Raw genomic sequence first — 16,439 nt, 5'->3', positions numbered from 1 at the left:
GCCCGGTCGCAGGGCGGGGCCGCGCGGGGCGGGACAGGGCAGGGTGGCCGCAGGCAGCGGCCGGTGGTGTGTTGGTTCGGGCCTGCCCCGGTACGGGTGGGGTCAGCCGGTGCCGGCGCGGGCCTTCGCCCGCGACGGGACGGCCGGAGCCGTGGTCTGGGCGGTGGCCTGGGCGAGCAGCGCCAGGGCGGTGCGCGAGGGCGAGCCGGCCTCGGTGGTGGCGACCACGATGCCGGGGCCGGGGCCGTGGCTCAAGGTCTGCTGGGTGACGGTCAGTGTTCCGACCAGCGGGTGCCGCATCTCGTAGTCGGCGACGTCGCACGCCCTGACGCGGTGGTCGGCCCACATCGCCGCGAACTCCTCGCTCTTCGCGCTCAGTTCACCCACCAGCGCGTGCAGTGCGGAGTCTTCCGGACACCGGCCCGCCACCAGGCGCAGATTCCCCACCACCGCCCCGGCCTTGGCCGGCCAGTGCGTGTACAGCTCGCGGACGTGCGGGTCGAGGAACACCAGCCTGGCCATGTTGGGGCGCCGGGCCGCCAGGCCCGGGGCACCGGGGTCCAGGTGCCCGGCGAACAGCGCGTGACCGAGCCGGTTCCACGCCAGTACGTCGCTGCGGCGGCCGATCACGATCGCGGGGACGTCCGCGAGCGCGTCCAGCAGCTGACCGGCCGCCTCCGAGACCCGCTCCGGCGCGGGCCGCCGGCCCCGGCCCCGGGGCTTGGCCGACCGGGTCAGGTCGTGCAGATGCAGGCGCTCGGACTCATCCAGCCGCAGAGCCCGGGCGATCGCGTCCAGTACCTCGGGTGAGGCGTTCAACGAATGCCCCTGTTCCAGCCGGGCGTAGTAGGAAGGGCTCACCCCCGCCAGCAGCGCCAACTCCTCACGCCGAAGCCCCGGTACCCGGCGGCGCTCCCCGTAGGTGGGCATCCCGACCTCGTCGGGGCGCAGCTGGGAACGTCGTGTCCGGAGGAACTCCCCGAGCTGCGATTTTCCGTTCATGAATCCGAGTATGGGCCGCCCGGATCGCCGCCGCCCTCCCCTGCCGGGGATAGGCACCGACGGATACGCCCCCGCCCGACGGGACGGCCGGCCAAGCCGCCCCACACCGGGCGCGGGCCCCGCCCTGCGACCGGGCGCGGGCCCCGCCCTTGAGGCGGACGGCGCACGAGCGACTGTCCCCAGCGGTTGTTCCGGCTGTCGGCCGCCCGCTGTCAGCCGAGCCGCTTCACCGCGCTCCAGCCGCTGGCGCGCACCGTGGTGGCGGCGCCGAGGGCGGTGGCGCCGCCCTTGTACCGCAGCAGCGCACCGGCGCTGTTGGTCGCCCAGATGTCGGGGATGCCGTCGCTGGTGGTGTCCGGGTTGCCGTCTCCGGGGGTGTCGGGGCTGCCGTAGATCAGGGGGAAGTCGGCGGGCGGCATGGCCCCGACGGCGTAGGGGTCGTCGCCGTCCAGGCTCGAGCCGGACTGGCCCAGGCTGTTGAGGACCGTGCCCACCCCGTCGGCGTCGAGAATGCCCTTGCGCAGGGTGAGGTTGCCCGTGGAGGTGCGGAAGGTCATGTCGGCGGCGCCGTCGCCGTTGTAGTCGGCGATCGCCACGAAGTCCCGGTCGCCCCAGGAGGCGGTGGTCATCTGGGTGGCGGTGGAGAAGGCACCTCCGCTGTAGCCGGTGAAGACCCACAGGTCGTCACCCCCGTCGCCGCCGGCGACGAAGAGTTCGGGCTGTCCGTCGCCGGTGATGTCGCCCGCCGACTTGATCTCGGTGAAGGTGGCGGGGGCGGGCGCGTTGGCGGGCAGCCGCACCTCGACACGGCGGGTGACATCGATGGCGCCGTAGCCGTCACCGGGGTAGACGAAGAGCCGGTTGTCGGCGGTGCGCACCACCCAGTCGGTGACGCCGTCGGCGGGAGCGAAGTCGCCGTTGTGGGTGACCAGGGCGTAGCTGTTGTCGCCGTCCCAGATGTGCGGGGCGGTGCCGCTTTCCTGCAGTGGCGTGCCGCTCTTGTGAAGGCCCTGGGTGCTGGAGAGCACCGTGCCGTTCATCGACACCGCGTCGGCCCAGAAGTTTCCGGCGGCGTTGATGTGGCCGATATCGGCGGTCCCGTCGCCGGTCAGGTCGCCGGGGCTGTCGGCTCCGGGGCGCGGGGAGACGTAGAAGGTGTGCTTGCTGGGATCGGGGGAGATGTTGCCCGCAGCGTCCACGGCTTTGACGTACAGGATGTTGGGACCGGCCGAGGGGGGCTTGACCCCGGTGGCGGTGACCGAGGTGACGGTCGTGGAGCAGGAGACGGTGAGACCACCCGAGGTGCCCTGTTTGCCGTTGGCGCAGACGTAGCTCGCGTAGTTGGTGGAGTTGATGGAGTAGACGAACTTCACGATGTCGGTGTCCTTGACGTCACCGATCGCGAAGGTGAATTTCCCGGTTTCGCCGAAGGCGACTTTGGACCAGACCTCGCCGTTGCCGTCGTTGTCGTTGTCGTCGGGGAATTCCTGCGAGACGGGCGCGGCGGGGGACGAGGGCAGGGCGGTGTCATAGGTGAAGCGGCACCTGCCGTCGCCGCCGGTGGGTGCCCAGCCGCTGCTGGCGCTGCCGTCCTTGGCCCGTACCCGCCACGCGTAGGTCTGGCCGTTGGCCAGGCCGGTGAGGGGAGCCGACGCGAGTTGGCCGTCGGTGACCGGCTTGAAGATGCTCCTGTGGGTGGTTTCGTATTTCTCGTCCTGCCAGATCTCGAACTCCAGCTCGACGAGGACACCGTCGGGGTCGGTGGCCCTGGCGGTGGCGCTGGGCGTGGTCTTGCCGACCCTGATGTACGGTTTCGCGCTGGTGTCGCAGGAGCCGGGGCTCATGGTGACCGACGTCGGGGTGCTGGGCTTGCGGTTGTACGTGATGAGCACCGTCGGGGAGCCGTCGCCCTCGGCCCTGAACTTCTTCCAGGAGTATGTGTCCGTCTCCAGGGCCGTCGCGGAGGCGGTCGGCGCGGAGGACGAGGTGGACGCCACCAGGCCCACGTTGAAGGAGAGCCAGCCCGCGTCGGCGGCGTCCTGGGCCAGCGAGGTCACCGTGAAGTTGACAGACGCGTCGGGGCAGGAGCTGGCCGACTTCCAGCCGTAGGCGAAGGACTTGGAGGTGATCTTCTCCTTCCAGCCGGGCTGTCTGTTCCAGGTGGTACCGGAGGAGAAGGGGTCGGTGCGCCACACCTGCATCGTGCGCTTGCTGCACGACCAGGAGTGGGTCTCCAGGACCTTCATGGTGGCGCTGGAGACGTCCGCGTTCTTGATGGAGTGCCTGAGCTTGAAGCGGAAGAAGGAACGGGAGGTTCCCCAGGTGTCCCGCTCGAAGCCGACACGGGCTTCCTTGGTGTCCTCGTTGTAGTTGGCGCCGTCGTAGAAGCTGGAGCTCGGGTACTTCTTGTAGACACTGGTCCAGTTGGCCCTGGTGCCGACCATGGAGGGGTCGAGGAACAGGGGGTATTCCGGGGCCTCGGCGCGGTCGAGGTAGCCGCTCGGCGGGATGACCGTCAGGACGCCGTCGTCGCTCAGCGAGGCCGCGGCGGTGGCGGCCCGCGCGCCCTCGCCGGGACCGCTCAGGCCGGGCAGGGCGAGCGTTTCGCCGGAGCCGGCCTGATCGGCGTAGGCGGCGGGTTCGGCGCCCGGCCGGACCTCCGGGTTGTGATCGGGCCTGTTCTCGGGGTTCTCGTCGGCCGGCGTGCCGCCGCCGGGCGCGGTGCTCTCCTCGACGACCTCGGGGTCCTCGTTGGTGCCCGTGGCGGCCTCCGGATCGGCGGCGGGGGCGTCCGTGTCATGGGTTCCCGCGGAGTCCCAGAGGAAGGGCGTGGGCGCGACCACGATCTCGTTCGCCTCGCGGTCCTTGCCCTTGAGGACATCGGTGGCGGGGTCGAGGGAGAAGGAGAGCGTGGGCGAGGTGACGCGGTAGCGCGGCGGGGTCCCGGCCAGCTCGGCGGCGGCCTCGGGCGTGTGGACGACCAGGACGTTCGTGAAGCCGGTGTCCCGTGTGGTCAGCAGCAGGTCCACATCGGGCAGCACACTCTCGTACAGGGCCCTGTTGCCGTCGACCACCGGCTGGGGCAGTTCCCCGGGCCATTCGACGTTCACCTCGTGCCCCTCGGCGTCCATCGACAGCAGCGGGGTCCAGGAGCCCGGCTGCTCGGCGGTCGGCACAGCGGCGTGGTACGTGCTCGCCCGGTCGACGGTGCGGTACGAAGCCGTGCGGACCGCGGTGGAGGAGGAACTCCCGGTGTTCGCACGGGCTTCGGCGGCCGGAGCGTATCCGGGGTCTCCCGCGGCGAAGGTGACGGGATAGGGGCTGTTGACGGTCGACCAGCCGCCCTTCATCCGCCGCAGCGAGGTGTCGATCGGCGCCCACTTCCCCTTGGCGTTCCTCGCCCGTACCGGCTCGACGGACGACGTATAGGTGAAGGTGCCGTCGGGGTTGGCGTACGTGGTGGAGAACTCGTCGGTCAGCGTGGCGACTTCGGTCCGCTTTCCGCTCTCACGGGCCTGACGCTGAGCGGTGTTCTCGTCGACCGGTCCGCTGTTCTTCCCGGACTCGGCGTCCGCACGGGTTCCGGACGGCTGGTCGTCCCGCAGGGCCATGACGGCACAACCGCCGGCGAGCAGTGCCAACGCCAGTGCGGCGGCGACGGTACGCCTGCCGCGCCGTCTGCCGGGGGGTATCGCTTCGGGGGCCGCCTCGCTTGATCCGGCGGCGCTGTCGAGGTCGCTCAAGGCCCTTCTCCAACACGATGGGCCGCGTCGCGGGGGCGCCGCTGCGGCGTGGCTCTTCGGAGTCGCCCCTGGGCCTGTGGCAAGCCTTGCGAGCGCGACGCGCCGGACCGGATGGGCGGATGAAGTATGAGCAGGAGATCTTCATGAGATCAACACCTTTGTGGAGCAGGGGAGTAGGCGAGGTGGCAGGGATGGCTGTGCAAAGTTTTCTTTGCAACTCTTTGTCGGATTTTGAACAGTGACATGGCTAACACAAACTTGTTCCGCCTTGACGTGGATCTTCACAAGGCCGCAGTTTCATCCCGTCGTGGATCACCATGTGCCATCGGTCTGAACGTTTCTGATGGTTTGTGACTCGGGAAGGGTCGATTGGCCGTGCGTGGGGTGTTGTCGTGGTGCGGCAAAGGTTCGCTGGCGCGTAGGTCGCCCGGAGAGCGCCTGATACGCCGAAGAGCGCGGGCCGGTGTCGTCGCGGCCGTGCTCCTCGCCCTCAACGCCACGCTGCTGCCCGGCGCTGTGGCGTTCGGCCCCGACAACAGGACCCGTACGGAGGTCGAGCTCGACGAGTTGCAGAAGACGGACGCCGTCCCCGTCGACGAGGCCCGGGCCGACGACCTCGAACAACTCCACGGTGATGCCTCGACCACGCCGGCCAAGGAGCACGACCCGGCCGCGGTGGCCGAGGTGCCGGCGGCGTCCGGCACCAAGGCGGTCGCCGGCCTGACCGCGGGCGGCACGGCCCAGGTCGCCGCCTCCGCCGACGGCACGGTGAGCGTCGGCGTCGGCGCGCCCGAGGACGCGACCGCCGAGCAGGCCGATGCCCTGGAGGGCCAGTGGAGCATCGCGGTCTCGCCCGAGGCCGAGGCGGTGAGCACCGGTGCGCAGGGCTTCATGCTCGCCGTCGACGCGCCCGACACCGCCACCGGCGACGCGGTCGTCTCCATCGACGCCACCCGCTTCGCCGAGACCTACAGCGCCCAGTGGCTCGACCGGCTCTCCTTCGCTCTCATGCCCTCCTGCTACGCCACCACCCCTGAGCTGGAGGAGTGCTCGCAGGGCGTCCCCGTGACCACCGAGGTCAAGCGCACCGGTAGGACGGTGACCGTGCCGCGCGGCGACGGCGACGGCTCCGGCTCGGAGCCCGATCCCGGCGGCGACCCCGGCGAGGACCCCGCCGACGACGAGGTCGGTGACTCCGAGACCACCGCCGAGATTCCGGAGACCATCCTCGACCTGACCGTGGACACCGCCGCTCTGCAAGCCGTGTCGAGCGGCTCGGCGGGCGGAGCGGGCACCGCCGCGAGCACCGGGAAGGGCTCGTCGGCGAAGTCCGCGGTGTGGCGCGGGACGAACGGGGCCACGAGCGTCCAGCAGGTCGCCGGCTCCGGAGGCGGCGCGCTGATGGTGGGCACCTCCTACGGGGCGGGCTCCGGTGGCGACTTCGCCGCCTCCCCACTGGTCTCCGCCGGATCCTGGAGCGCGGGCGGCTCCTCCGGCGCCTTCACCTACGCGTACACGATGGCCGGGCCGCAGGTTCCCGCGGGTCCGTCGCCGAACGTCACCCTCAGCTACAACTCACAGTCCTCCGACGGGCGCACGTCCGCCACGAACAACCAGGTCTCCTGGATCGGCGAAGGCTGGGACTACCAGCCCGGCTCGATCACCCGCACCTTCGTGGGCTGCGCGGCCGACACCGCCGACGCGAACAACAAGGGCCATTTCACCGGGGACCAGTGCTGGGGAAGCTACAACGCCACGCTCTCCCTCAACGGCACCACCACCGAGCTGGTGCGCGACGACACCACCAAGGAGTGGAAGAGCGCCCGCGGCGACAACACACGCGTCGAACTGCTCGACTCCGACGACTACAAGCGCATCCTCGGTGTCACCCACACCTCGGGCAACGGTGACGACAACGGCGAGTTCTGGCGCGTCACCACCAGCGACGGCATGCAGTACTACTTCGGTCTCAACCGACTGCCGGGCTGGTCGTCGGGCAAGGAGGAGACCGACTCGGTGCTGACGGTGCCGGTCGCCGGCAACCACAGCAGTGACCCCTGCCACAACGCCGACTTCGCGAAGTCGTTCTGCGACCAGGGATGGCGTTTCCAGCTCGACTACGTCGTCGACCTGACCGACAACGCGATGACACTGTGGTGGGACAAGGAGACCAACGCCTACGCCCGGAACAACAAGGAGGCCGCCGCGGTCGCCTACGACCGGGCCGGCCATCTCACCCGCATCGACTACGGGCAGCGCGCGAACTCCCTCTTCTCCGCCGAGCCGCTGGGCCGCATGGTCTTCACCACCGGCGAGCGCTGCTTCGACGACGACAAGGAGTGGAAGTGCTCCAGCGGCAACTTCGACTCCAAGCAGTCCCACCTCACCCGGCCCTGGTTCGACACCCCCGCGGACCTCGCCTGCAAGGCGGACAAGAAGTGCTCCACGTACGCCCCGACCTTCTGGTCACGCAAGCGCCTGGCCAAGGTCACCGCGTGCGCCCAGCGTGAACAAGGGGTGCGGCTCACCGAGTACACCTCGGACGGCAACGGCAACGAGTCGGGCTCCCGGCACGCGTGCGGCCTGGCGGACGACTCGGCCACCACGACCCTGCTCTCGAAGGTGGACGCCTGGGACCTCGGGCAGTCGTTCCCCTGGGACCTGACCGGTGAGTACACCGCGCTGTGGCTGTCGTCCATCACCCGCACCGGGTACGCGGTGGACGGCGACACCCAGCGCCTCAACCCCGTCGCCTTCGGCCACAACAGCAACCCGCTGCCCAACCGCGTCCAACAGGGCTCGGGCGACACCTCGCCGCTCTTCAGCCGGCTGCGCGTCCAGGACGTGGTCTCCGAATACGGCGGGCGCACACACGTCGAGTACAAGGCACCCGGCGGCGCCTGCGCCAACGGTAGGGACTTCCCCGATCCGGACAAGAACAAGCTGCTCTGCTATCCGGCCTACTGGCATGCCGACGGTGAGCTGACCGACAAGCGGATCTCGTGGTTCCACAAATACGTGGTCGCGAAGATCACGGAGTTCCCGCGCCTCGCGGACGCGGAGGAAGTGACGACGACCTACTCGTACGACACCTTCGGCGACGATGTCGACGGCGCGCTGTGGGCAAAGAACCAGGCGGAGTTCTCCCGGCCCAAGACCCGTACCTGGGACCAGTGGCGCGGCTATCCCGTCATCACCACGGTCTCCGGCAAGACGGAGGACACCGCGGGCAGCGTCGCCGCCAAGACGGTCACGCGCTACTTCCGAGGCATGAGTGACGACGTCCTCGCGGACAGCACGCCCAACGATCCTTCCGACGACGTGAAGCGCTCCTCCACACTCGTCGACATCACCGGCGCGGACATCAAGCCCGACCGGCAGGCATACGCGGGGATGGTCGCCGAGTCCCTGACGTACACCAGAGAAAGCGACGCCACCTCCACCGGCTGGATATCACGCACCGTCAACATCCCCGACGACCCGGTCCGCCTGGCCGTCCGCGACCGCACCGACGGCCCGGACGTGGTCGCCGAACGTGTCACCCTCGACACCGTCAAGACCATCACCAAGTCCTCCGGCACAGGCGACGACCCGTCGACGCTGCGTACGGTGACCACGAAGACCGACTACGACGGCACCTACGGTCTGCCGACCGAGGTCCGGGAGTACGGCGACACGGCGGTCCCCGGCGACGAGTCGTGCACCCGCACCTCGTACGTGCACAACACCGACAAGTACCTCATCGGCCTGGTCGACCAGACCGTCACCACGACCGGTACCGCCACCTGCTCCGCCGAGCTGTCGGCCTTGACGGGTTCGACGCTGGTCTCCGGCTCGCGCGTCTACTACGACGACGCCGCCTCGCACACCGCGACGCCCGCCAAGGGCCAGGTGACCAGGACCGAGGTGCCCACGGGGGGCGGCACCGCCTGGGACACCACCCACCCCGAGTCGCAGACCGCGTACGACTCGTACGGCCGTGTCAAGAAGGTGACCGACACCACGGGGCTGAGCAACACCACCGCGTACAAGCCGTCCGAGGGTCAAGTCTACGAGATCGAGACGGTGCAGGGCAGCAAGGTCGTCGACGGCGCGGAGACCGGCTTCAGAAGCGTCACCACCGTCGAGCCCGGCCGTGGGGCCACCCTGACCTCGTCCGACCCCAACGGCCGTGTCGCCTCGTACACGTACGACCCACTCGGGCGCACCACCGCCGCCTGGGATCCCACTCAGCCCACCAGCGACGACCCCACCGTGCGCTACTCCTACAACACCGACCCCGGGCGGCCGGTGTCCGTGGTCACCGAGTCGCTCGCGGACAACCCCGACAAGACCTCGGCAGGGGACGGCGCCTACAAGTCCTCCACCACGATCTACGACGGTCTGGGCCGCGAGCGGCAGTCCCAGACCCCGGCGGTGGGCGGCGGCCGGCTGATCACCGACACCCTCCACAACGGCTCCGGGCAGGTCCGCTCCACCAGGAACGCCTACTACATGGAGGGGGATCCCGACACCTCGCTGGTGGTCCCCGCCTCCCAGTCGCTCGTCCCCAACGCCACCGACTACACCTACGACGGCCTGGGCCGCGTACTCACCGTCACTCCCGTCCACCGCTCCTTTCCGCAGACGGGCGAGACGTACACCGACAACGGGAAGGCGGTGCCGAGCGCGGACCGCCGCACCCGCTACGAGTACGGCCTCGACCACACCGTCGTCCGCCAGCCGAAGGGCACGCCCGCCTCGCGGGTGTGGACCGACGCGCTGGGCCGCACCGTGCGCCAGGACACCTTCAGCGACACGGCTCTGAGCGCCGCCGGTGAGATCAGCACCCGCTACTCCTACGACACCCGAGGCGACCTGGTCACCACCACCGACGAGGCCGGCCATACCCGCACCCGGGACTACGACTCCCTGGGCCGGGTCACCGACACCACCGACCCCGACACCGGGGCCACCCACACCGCGTACGACGCGTACGGGCGTGTGGACAAGGCGACCGACGCCCGCGGGCAGACCCTCTCCTACAGCTACGACCGCTTCAACCGTGTGGCCGAGGTCAAGGTCACCCCGAAGGGCGGCACCTCCGGCACCGCCGTCCAGTCGTACGTGTACGACTCCGCGTCCGGCGGCAAGGGCCAGCTCGCCTCCGCCACCCGCTACACCGACGGCAAGGCCTACACCACCTCCATCGGCGGCTACACCGCCGACTACCAGCCCACGGCGATGACCCTGAAGCTGCCGGACGGCCCGACCACGGGCACCACCGCCGACGGCTTCGCCACCCAGTACACCTACAACTACACCTACAACTCGGACGGCCAGCCGGAGTCGTACACCACTCCGGCGGTGGGCGGCCTGAGCGCCGAGTCCGTGATCACCCGCTACAACGAGGCCGGGCTCCCGGTCACCGTCTCCGGCCACGACTGGTACGTCGGCGAGACCTCCTACTCGCCCTACGGGCAGGTGCTGCGCTCCACCGTGGGCGAGCAGGGCCACCGGGTGTGGCAGGACAACACCTTCAACGAGTCGACCGGTGAGCTGCTGACCAGCGCCCTCGTCCGGGAGAACGCCACCGACAAGACCGTTGTCACCGGAACCGGCGTGAGCAGGCGCTCCTACGCCTACGACCCTTCGGGCAACATCCTGTCCATCGGCGACAAGATCGGCGAAGCCGCCACCGACCAGCAGTGCTTCACGTACGACACGCTCGGACAGCTCACGCAGGCATGGACGACGCCCGGCGGCAAGTCCTGCACCGCCCCGGGCAAGAGCACGGCCGAGCCGGTGTATTCCGACGGGACCGTCAACGTCTCCTCCAACAGTGACGGCTACTGGCAGTCGTACACCTACGACGTCCTGGGCAACCGCGAGAAGAAGACGGCCCACAAGGCCGACCCGACGTTCACCTCAGGGGTACGGGACACCAAGGGCGATGTCGTCACCGACTACGCCTACGGCACCAGCGACACCGCCAAGAACGACCAGCCGCACACCCTGACCTCCTACACCACCACCTCCACCGCGACGGCCGGGCCCACCGTCAAGTCCCGCTCCACACAGACCTATGACACCGCGGGCAATCTGGAGAGCCGTACCTCGGGCGGCGACGCGGGCCAGAGCCTGACCTGGACCTGGGACGGCCAGGCCGAGTCCGTCACCGGCTTCGGCCCCGACGGCTCCGGAGCCTGGACCGGCGCGGCCGACATGTGCCTCGACCTCGCGGACTCGCTCACCACCGCCGGCACCCCCCTCCAGATATGGGTGTGCAACAGCACCAAGGCGCAGAACTTCCGCCTCCAGGCCACCGACACCGACAATGACGGCACGGCCGAGAACGCCTCCGTCGGACAGCTCGTCGTCGCCGGCCGCTGCGCTCAGCCGAACGGCACCACGGCCGGCGCGGCCGTCCAGATCAGGGAGTGCGACACCGCCTCGGCCGCGCAGCGCTGGGAGTCCCTGAGCACCGGTCAGCTCAAACACAACAGCGGGCTGTGCATGGCCGCCCCGACCACCACCGTCGGCACCGACCTGGTACTCGCGACCTGCAACTCGGCTGCGCCCGGCCAGATGTGGAAGCCGGCTTCCAGGACGACGTATGTGTACGACGCCCTGGGCAACCGTCTGCTGGAGCGCTCGGGCGCCGGGGCGGTGCTGCACCTGCCCGACACCACCGTCGCCCTGACCGCCGCGGGCAAGGTCCGCTCCGCCGAGCGTACCTACGGGCACGGTGGTGCCCCGACGGTGACGCGTTACCGCGGTGCGAACTCCACGGGCGGCACCAGCGAGTACATGTTCGCCGCGGCGGTCGACCACAACGGCACGCCGCTGGCCGAGGTCCGTCTGGACGGCGGCCAGGCCGTGCACATCACCAAGAAGGACCCGTGGGGTGACGACCGCGCCCCGAACCTCTCGCAGCGCTCGCGCACGGCCTTCGCCACCGGTGACGACGACGCGGCGGCCGGCCTGGTGCACCTCGGGGCGCGGGAGTACGACCCGGCCACGGGCAGGTTCATCTCCGCGGACCCGGTGCTGGACGAGAGCGATCCGCTCCAGGCCAACGGCTACTCGTACGCCAACAACAACCCGGTCACCCATGCCGACCCCAGCGGTCTGACCTCGACGGCCTCCAGCTTCGACGCCTCCATCGCGGCGCTCGAGGCACAGATCGCCGAGTACCAGCGGACCCTCTCCGTCTCGATAGGCGATGTGATCCTGTCGACCGGCTGGGCGGTGTTCAAGGAGTTCGTCGGCTGGAACGACGTGGTGGGCTGCTTCTCCCAGGGCGACCTGTGGGCCTGCGGCAGCCTGCTCATGGACGCCATCCCCTGGACCAGCGTCTTCTCCAAGGGCAAGAAGATGTGGCGGGCCTTCGAGGCCACGATGGGCGCGGTCAAGGCATGGCGCACGGCGAAGGCCGTCGCCGAGGCCGGACTGAAGGCGGCGAGGGCCGCGAAGACGGCGCTGATCAAGGCGAAGAAGGCCGCGGAGGCGGCGGCTGCCGAGGCGAAACGCAAGGCGAGGGAGGCGGCCAAGGCCGCGGCCGAGGCGGCGAAGCGGAAGAGCCATACCGGCTCGAAGGGCGCCAGAGGCAACGCGCCCCAGGTCCAGGCCCGCAAGGCCGCCCAGTCCAAGGGCTCGTCCGGCGGAGGCCGGGCGGAGTCCAAGTCGGGCGGCTCGCGCGGCGGTTCGGGCCGTGACGACTCCGGCGGCGGGTCCGACGGCGGGTCCGGCTCGGGTGGCAGCTGCGAGACCGAGACCAACAGCTTTACGCCGGACACCCGCGTCCTGATGGCCGACGGTTCCACCAAGCCGATCAAGGACGTCAGGCTCGGCGACAAGGTCATGGCCACCGACCCGGAAACGGGCGAGACCCGGGTGGAGACGGTCACCGCCGAGATCAAGGGCGAGGGTGTCAAGCACCTGGTCAAGGTGACCATCGACACCGACGGCAAGGCCGGCCCGAAGACCGCCGAGGTCATCGCGACCGAGGGCCACCCCTTCTGGGTCCCCGAACTGCACGAGTGGGTCGATGCCACCGCCCTGAGGCCGGGCCAATGGCTCCGCACCAGCGCCGGCACCCACGTCCAGATCACCGCGCTCAAGCGCTGGACGACCCAGAAAGCCACCGTCCACAACCTCACCGTCAGCGACCTGCACACGTACTATGTGCTGGCGGGGGCTACGCCGGTACTCGTTCACAACTGCAATGATGGGTATGCGGATGTTTACTTCGACGACGTCGAGGGGCATGCGTCCATCTCGGTTACGCATGGAGACACGACGATGCACACCGAGGCGGGTTCGCAGCCAGGCTCGAATTCGGTTCCTGGTGTTCGCGCTCGGCCCCACTCGCCCGGCACGATTGTTGTCAGGGTCCCGCTTCCCAACGCAAGGAATGCGCAGCGGGCTCAATATGCTATGGAGGATGTCAATCTCGGTCCACACGACAACGATACAAACAACTGCGTGACCTATTGCGCGAGAATCTTGAGGGCTGGTGGAGTGGACGTGCCGGCCAATGACTCTCAGAATATCGCCGGTTGGCTACTCAATTCTTCCCACCCGCAGAGGAGGCTCTAGTTATGGCAGCTGATGGTTGGGAGTCACTCAAGGGCCAGCCGCCGAACTGGGAAGCACCCGAGCAGTTGCGAGGCCCCACGGCTTCAACGGCGATCAATCTTGCTGTTCAGATGATGGGTAGCAACATGATCGGCAACGACGTGATCGAGGTTGTCGCGGAGTTCGTTTCCACCAAAGCCGGAATTGAGTTGTGGATGGGGCATCGTGAACCCCCTCTGACGCTTGGCCAGAAGTTTGCTGTTGGTCGGGCCAGTTCGGAGGGGCTACGAATCGCTTATGAATCCTGGGTCAATTATGAAAGGGCATACGGGTTGGCGGGCGGGAAGATATCGCAAGTCAACCAGGAGAAGCGCGCGCTCATCGGTGCCGTTCGTGAGGCTACTGCTATCCTCGCTCGCGCCAAAGCTGACTGCGAGGCTTGATCCGGTAGCGTGTCTGGGCGTACTTCCCCGGCATGGTCTATCCTGTCGCAAATATGAGACTCTATCGGGTGTGCTTTGGTGGAGCTTCAGAGCGCCGTGACGGCAGTAGTTGACGGCAACGGCGGCGGACACCAGGTGGCGTCCGCCGCCGTTGCCGTACGGGTGTCAGGGGTGGTCAAGGGCGCGGTCGAGGAGATCGATGGCGTCGCGCTGGAGGCGGAGGCGTACGTGGGCGTAGACGGTGGCGGTGACGCCGATGTGGGCGTGGCCGAGGAGTTCCTTGATCACGACGAGTTCGACGCCCTGTTCCAGTAGAAGGGTCGCAGTCGAGTGCCGGAGGTCGTGGAAGCGGATGTGGCGAAGGCCGGCCTTGCCGAGGAGCGTGGTGAAGGCGCGGGTGAGGTTGGTCGGGTCGATCGGTCCGCCCTGCGCTGTGGTGAAGACGTGCCCGTTGTGCTGCCACGCGGTGCCTGCTGCCTCGCGCTCACGCTGCTGCTGTTCGTGGTGGCGCTTTAGCGACTGGATGCAGCGGGTGGGGAGGGCGATGCGTCGTTCGGAGGCCCGGGTCTTGGTGGGTAGCGTGGTGAGGCCGCCTGCGCTGGTGCGCTGGAGTGTGCGGCGGATGGCGACGGTGCCCGCGTCGAGGTCGAGGTCTTCCCAGCGCAGGCCGAGGAGTTCGCCCTTGCGGAGTCCGGTGTGGAGGGCGAGTTCGAACAGCGTGTGCAGCCGATGATCCTGGGCCGTGGTGAGGAGTCGGCGGGCTTCGTCGGTGGTGAGGGGTTCGAAGCGTCGGGGCCGGGGCGTGCCGGTGCGGACGTTGCGGGCGACGTTGCGCGGGATCTCCTCCTCCCGCACCGCGTGTTCCAAGGCGGACTTGAGTACGGAGTGGATGTAGGTGAGCGTCAGTGGAGAGAGCAGCTTGAAGCAGCACTGACCGGCGACGCAGCAGCGGGGCTCGTCGCGGGCCGCGTCGAGGTGGCGCGTGCAGCACTGGCAGGTGGTGCGGAGCTGGTTGAGCCAGGTACGGACGTCTTTGGCGGTGAGCTTGGTGAGCTTCTTCCTGCCCAGGCCCGGTATGAGGTACTGCTCGACGACGGCGATATAGCGGGTATGGGTGGTCTCGCGGAGGTGGTGGACGGCGACGTTCTCCAGCCAGTACGTCAGAAAGGCCGACAGGCTGCCCTGCGCGGTGACGGCGGGGACGCCGCGGTTGCTGGCGGCGATTTTCTCGGTCAGTTTGACCAGTGCCTCCGTGCGCGAGTTGCCGTAGACGCGGACGCGGCGACGGGTGTTGCCGGGGGTGAGGACGTATCCGGCGGCTTCCCAGCGGCGGTCCTTGCGCTGGTAGACGGTTCCGTCGCCGTTGGCGCGGGTGCGGCGGGAGCCGGAGGTGTCGCGGGGTGTGGTCATCAGTCGGCGGCTTCCTGGTCGAGGTGGGTGCGGATGAAGTCGGTGAGGGCGTGGGTGGGGATGCGTCGGGCGCGGCCGAGGGTGAGGGAGGGGAGTTGTCGGGTGCGGATGAGGTCGTAGACGGCGGTGCGGCCGAGTTGGAGGCGTTCCATGACCTGGGGGACGGTGAGGAGTTCGGTGCTGGCGGTCACGCGAGGGCCTCCGCCCGGACGGCACTGGCCAGTCGGTCAGTGGAGTGACCGACCGGGTGACCGGCGGAGCGGTCAGCGCGGTCACCGGAGCGCTTTGAGCGTCGGGTTCGGTCGGTTGTTCGGGGCGGGTTTGTCGTTTTGCGGTCAGGAGGTTGGCGAGGTGTTCGAGTTCGGGCAGGAGTCCGGTTCCGGCGTACTGCCAGTGGGAGATGACCAGCGTGGTATCCGAGTCCACACGCTGACCTGCGATGTTGCCGTGACCGTTACGGTGACCGGCGGCCAGGTCGGTGGGGTGTTCGGCGCGGTCACCGACCGGACTGCCGCCCGTCTGGCCGGTCTGCGTCTCGGCCGACGCCGGGGCTGGGGGGTGGGTGTCGGGTCGGCTGGTTCGCCAGGCGGTGCGTTCGGCGCGGAGGTGGGTGAGGGTGGTGGAGTAGTGGCGGGTGCGGGTGGAGAAGTGGCCTCGGAAGCCGAGCATGTGGGCCCATTGCCGCAGGCGGAGGTGGGCGTGCTCGGAACGGGTGGCGAGGCGCCAGGCGGTGTGGATCATGCGGCGGGCGTGGTCAGTGATGGCGTGGGTGGCGAGTTCGGCGAGGAAGCGGAGGCGGCGGTCGAGGGTGCCGGTGGTGGTCTCGGCCCCCTTGGTGGCGTACTTGGCGATGTAGCCGGCGACGTGCCGGTCGGTGACCGGGCCGTCTCCGGTGAAGTCGGTGCCGCGGATCGCGCGGACGTCGATCTGCCGCCCGAAGCGGAACACCAACCGCCCTGCCCGATGTGAGTCGTGGGGCTGGGACGCGGGGACGTGTCCGGCGGGCTGTGGTTGTTTCGGCGGTTCGCCTTCGTGGTGGACGCGGGTGCGTGTGGCGGCGGCGCGGACGGCGTGGTCGAGGAGTTGGGTGGAGGCCCAGGCGGGCGGGGTGCTGGTGGGGCCGGTGGGTCCGTCGAGGCGGATGACGGCGTGGAAGTGGACCTGGCCGCGTTTTTGGTACTCGGCGACCTTGGCGTAGGAGAGCGTGGCGTGGTGGCGCAGGTCCCGCTGCGTCAGCCCCGCCGCCTTCGCTATCTCCCGCCGCAGGTGGGTGGTGAAGCGG

General features: G+C 69.3%; 6 protein-coding genes and 1 pseudogene. 2 read left to right on the top strand and 5 right to left on the bottom strand.

What is annotated here, in order from left to right:
* Positions 1-102: 102 nt before the first annotated feature.
* Both BFF77_RS25545 and BFF77_RS25540 read right to left on the bottom strand, forming a co-directional pair.
* Complete coding sequence (locus tag BFF77_RS25545; RefSeq protein WP_066953959.1) at positions 103-1,002, bottom strand: helix-turn-helix domain-containing protein; 900 nt, start codon at positions 1,000-1,002, stop codon at positions 103-105.
* Positions 1,003-1,214: 212 nt separating this feature from the next.
* On the bottom strand, positions 1,215-4,745 hold the full coding sequence (locus BFF77_RS25540) for a DNRLRE domain-containing protein (protein WP_066953957.1): 3,531 nt from the start codon (positions 4,743-4,745) through the stop codon (positions 1,215-1,217).
* A gap of 477 nt (positions 4,746-5,222) precedes the next feature.
* Between BFF77_RS25540 and BFF77_RS25535 the strand changes: the two genes are divergently transcribed.
* Positions 5,223-13,325 (top strand): ricin-type beta-trefoil lectin domain protein, encoded by an 8,103-nt coding sequence (locus BFF77_RS25535; RefSeq protein WP_066953954.1) that lies wholly within the window; start codon positions 5,223-5,225, stop codon positions 13,323-13,325.
* Between the two features lie 2 nt (positions 13,326-13,327).
* Entirely contained in the window at positions 13,328-13,747 is a 420-nt protein-coding gene (locus BFF77_RS35305) for a hypothetical protein (protein WP_141698525.1), read from the top strand.
* A gap of 165 nt (positions 13,748-13,912) precedes the next feature.
* Here BFF77_RS35305 and BFF77_RS25530 read toward each other — a convergent pair whose 3' ends face one another.
* From BFF77_RS25530 to BFF77_RS37170, 3 genes and pseudogenes are all read right to left on the bottom strand, one after another.
* Complete coding sequence (locus BFF77_RS25530) at positions 13,913-15,157, bottom strand: tyrosine-type recombinase/integrase (protein ID WP_066953951.1); 1,245 nt, start codon at positions 15,155-15,157, stop codon at positions 13,913-13,915.
* Positions 15,157-15,348, bottom strand: coding sequence for a helix-turn-helix domain-containing protein (locus BFF77_RS25525; protein ID WP_066953948.1), 192 nt, complete (start codon positions 15,346-15,348; stop codon positions 15,157-15,159). Before BFF77_RS25525 ends, BFF77_RS25530 begins: the two co-directional genes overlap by 1 nt.
* A gap of 172 nt (positions 15,349-15,520) precedes the next feature.
* Positions 15,521-16,439, bottom strand: a pseudogene (locus tag BFF77_RS37170) (replication initiator); the annotation flags it as partial.

Origin of the sequence: Streptomyces lushanensis, from assembly GCF_001700515.1 — a bacterium.
Taxonomy (GTDB): domain Bacteria; phylum Actinomycetota; class Actinomycetes; order Streptomycetales; family Streptomycetaceae; genus Streptomyces; species Streptomyces lushanensis.
The sequence above is the reverse complement of the archived record's forward strand: the minus strand, read 5'-3'. Positions and strand labels throughout refer to the sequence as shown.